This is a genomic window from Corallococcus sp. CA047B, from assembly GCF_003612065.1.
GTDB lineage: Bacteria > Myxococcota > Myxococcia > Myxococcales > Myxococcaceae > Corallococcus > Corallococcus praedator.
The window spans coordinates 1-3,662 of sequence record NZ_RAWD01000531.1 but is presented as its reverse complement, the minus strand read 5'-3'; the positions used below and the strand labels follow the sequence as shown (position 1 = coordinate 3,662).

The following is a 3,662-nucleotide window of genomic DNA, read 5'->3' as shown; positions in this document are numbered from 1 at the left end:
AGAGACAGTCCCTCCGTCATCGCGATGGACCGCGACGGCGAGCTGCGAATCGGCCACGCCGCCCTCCTCGAAGCCGCCCGCGAACCCCGCCGCGCCACCCTCGGCCTCAAGCGCCTGCTGGGCCTGCGCGCGCGCTCCCCGCACCTGCGCTGGCTTGCGCCCCAGCTCCCCTTCCCCATCGCCACCGACCTTCGCGGCGACGCGGGCGTGGAGCTCGGGGGCCGCGTCGTGGGCCCCGCCCTCTTCACCACCCTGCTCCTGCGCGAACTGCACCAGGCCGCCACCACGTTCCTCGGCCGCAAGGTGACGCGCGCCGTCCTCTGCGCGCCCTCGCACTTCACCGAGCGCCAGCGCGCCGCCCTCCGCGACGCCGCCCTCGAAGCGGGCCTGGACGTGCGCCGCGTGCTCACCAACAGCGCCGCCGCCGCGCTCGCGTACGCGCACGGCCGGGGCATGGCCCGAAAGCGCGTCCTCGTCGTGGACCTGGGCGGCGGCGGCCTGGAGGTCTGCGTGGTGCAGGTGACCGGCGACGACCTGGAGGTCGTCACCACCGGCGGAGACCCCACCCTGGGCGGCATGGACTTCGACGCCCGCATCGCCGAAGCGCTCGTCGGCGAATCGTCCGAACAGGGCCAGCCCCGCCCCGAACACCCGCTCGACTGGCTGCCCCTGCGCGCCATCGCCGAAGCCACCAAGGAGACCCTCTCCACCCAGGACTCCGTGGACGTCGTGCTGCCCTCCGGCCGGGGCCCCACCCTGGACCGCGAGCGCGTGGAGGCCCTCACCGCCGACCTCGCCCAGCGCGTCGTCGCCGTCACCCGCGAGGTGCTCGAATCCAACGCCCTCTCCCCGCAGGGCCTGGACGCCGTGGTGCTCGTGGGCGGACAGGGCCGCTCACCCCTCGTGCGCCGCCGGCTGGAGGAGAGCCTGGGCGTGCCCGTGCGCGAGGACGTGGACGCCCGGAGCGCCGGGGTGCGCGGCGCCGCGATGCTCGGCCACGCGCTGCTCCTGGCGGAAGTCGGCAAGCCCGCCGCCAGCGTCTCGGAGGTCCTCACCTCCCCCATCGGCGTCGCCGAACACGCCGGCACCTTCCGCCGCGTGCTGGAGCGCAACACCCGCCTGCCCACCTCCAAGACGCTGGTGCTCCCCGTGGCCGCGCCCGGCCCGCTGGTGCTCGCGTTCTTCCAGGGCACCGCGCAGGCGGTCGCGGAGAACGAGTGGCTGGGCGCCCTCTGCCTCACCGTGGAGCGCCCCGGCGAGGTGGAGGTGCACCTGGAGCTGTCCACCGACGGCACCCTGGCCTTCAGCGCCACCCTGCCCGGCGGCAAGCGTCAACCCGTGACGCTCGCGACGGAGGACCTGGACGACGCCGCGCGCGAGGCCCTCGTCGCCCGCTCGCCCTTCCTCACCGAACCCGAGTCCCGCCCCGGGGGCCTGCTGTCCGGGCTGAAGAAGCTCTTCGGCCGCCGGTAGGGCCCTGGGTCCCCTGGCTCCTCCGCCAGGGCAGGTGTGGTGTCCATCCCGGAGGACCCAGCTTCCATTCCAGGTCTCACAGTTCACAGACCGGGAGGAGCCTGGACATGAGAAAGCTTTCGATGATGGCGGGAGTGGTGGCGGCGGGTGTGGGCATCGCGGCCCCGGCCTTCGCGGTGGACGCGACCCAGGTGGGGCGCAGGGTGGGCCTCAACGAACAGGAGGTCGAAGCCGGCCTGGACGTGCGCGTCGGCCTGGGCGGCTTCACCGGCGACCTGGGTGACGAAACGGGGATAGGCGCGCTGTTCGGCATCACCGCCGTCGCCCAGCCCTCGGACCTCGTCGGCGTGGAGGTCGGCTACGAAGGCCAGAGCGTCCCCATCGATGATGCCCGCGTGAGCGGCGGCAACCATATCTGGCGCAACAACGGGACCCTCCTGGCCAAGCTGGGCCCCATCGTCGATGAGAAGTGGCACCCGTTCGTCGGCCTCGGCCTGGGCCTGAGCTACCTGGACGCCTCCAGCGGCTCGGAGCCCGTCTTCAGCAACGACTGGCAGACGGAGTTCCCCATGGCCGCGGGCATCGACTACCGCCTGGGCAACTTCTTCGCCGGCGTGCGTGGCACCTACCGCCTCGTCGGCGGCGAGGAGCTGGTCACCGTCCCCGGCACCGACGACGACGCGAAGGGCAGCCTCTTCAACGGCAACATCACCCTGGGCGGCCGCTTCTAGCCCGCCGCCCAGGAGGTCCGCGTCCGCGAAGGGACGCGCTTCAAGGCCTCACAGCTCGAAGCGCGTCATCAACACTTCCGGACGCGGATCTTCCGCCCACGCATCCAGCACCGCCTGCGCGGGGGACTTCCCCGACGCGGCCACGGCCTCCAGCGGCGCCAGCAGCGGCGCGTCCAGCGGATCCAACCGCAGGAGCCCCCGCTTCGCGATGGCCACCATCTCCGCCGCCAGCCGGTGCAGCTCGTGCGCGCCCAGCTTCCCCGCCAGGCCCTCGCGGCGAGCGGTGTCGTGGAAGGACAGGTGCTCGGTGAAGTTCAGCCGGGGCAAGAGCAGCTGCGCCTCGTCCAGCGCCTGGGCGTCATAGAGGATGCCGCGCCAGAGGGCCCCCAGGGCCCCCGTCATCGCCGCGCTGGCACAGTCCGCGCCGCGCACCTCCAGCACCTTCTTCAGCCGCACCTCGGGGAAGAGCGTGGACAGGTGGTCCGTCCAGTCCCCCATGTCCGGCGGCTTGCCCTCGTAGCCCTCCTTCAGGAGCTGGCGGAAGGTGAGCTCCGGGTGGCGGTACTCGCCCTGGCGCCGCAGGAACAGGAGCGGCGCGTCCAGCGCCCAGTCCACATACGCCTGATAGGAGAAGGAGCCGTCGAACCAGGACGGCAGGTAGCCGCACCGCGTGGGGTCCACCTCTTCCCAGACGCGGCTGCGGAACGTCATGTAGCCGGACGGCTTGCCTTCCAGCAGCGGGCTGTTGGCGTACAGCGCCACCAGCAGCGGGGACAGGCGCGCCACCGTCACCGTCTTCTTCACGCAGTCCGCTTCGTCCGCCCAGTCCAGCGACACCTGCCCGGTGGACGTCATCAACATCATGTTCAGCGCCAGCCGGCCGCGCGTCGGCAGCGTGCGGCGCATCACCTGGTAGCGCGTCTTGGGCATCCAGGGCATCTCCCCCGTCGTGCCCACCGGCCGGTAACCCAACGCCACCAGCCGCAGGCCCAGCGCCTTCGCCGCGGCCTTCGTCTCCGTCAGGTGCGCCAGGTTCTCCGCGTGCGCCTCGCGCGCCGTGAAGAAGGGGCTGCCGGACAGCTCGAACTGCCCTCCCGGCTCCAGCGAGATGGCCGCCATGCCCTTCTGCAGCGCGATGACCGGCGACTGGGGCGTTTCGCGGAAGGGGTCGTAGCCCCCGGACGCCAGCTTCTCCAGCAGGGCCCCCACCCCGTTCGGCCCCTCGTAGGGCACGGGTTGGGCGGACCCCACCGGGTAGATGAACTTCTCGTGCTCCAGCCCGAGCCGGTGCTCGGTTCGGGGCTTCTGCGCCTTGCGAAGCTCTTCCACCAGGGGGGCGGAAGACGTGAGGGGCTCGGAGGCCACGCGCTTGAGGTCGAGGGACATGAGGGCGCCCTATATAACGGGGCTCGTTTCCCTTGCCCTCATTTGAACAACCCGCCCCCATGCGCCCTGCAT

General features: G+C 72.2%; 3 protein-coding genes. 2 read left to right on the top strand and 1 reads right to left on the bottom strand.

Going from position 1 to position 3,662, the window contains the following annotated elements:
- Both D7X74_RS40455 and D7X74_RS40450 read left to right on the top strand, forming a co-directional pair.
- A partial coding sequence (locus D7X74_RS40455; protein ID WP_147446875.1) for an Hsp70 family protein occupies window positions 1-1,473 on the top strand: 1,473 nt, incomplete at its 5' end.
- Window positions 1,474-1,580: 107 nt separating this feature from the next.
- Window positions 1,581-2,204, top strand: a complete 624-nt coding sequence (locus D7X74_RS40450) for a hypothetical protein (protein WP_120538264.1) — start codon at window positions 1,581-1,583, stop codon at window positions 2,202-2,204.
- 48 nt (window positions 2,205-2,252) lie between these two features.
- Here D7X74_RS40450 and D7X74_RS40445 read toward each other — a convergent pair whose 3' ends face one another.
- Complete coding sequence (locus tag D7X74_RS40445) at window positions 2,253-3,590, bottom strand: glutamate--cysteine ligase (protein WP_120538263.1); 1,338 nt, start codon at window positions 3,588-3,590, stop codon at window positions 2,253-2,255.
- Window positions 3,591-3,662: the final 72 nt, after the last annotated feature.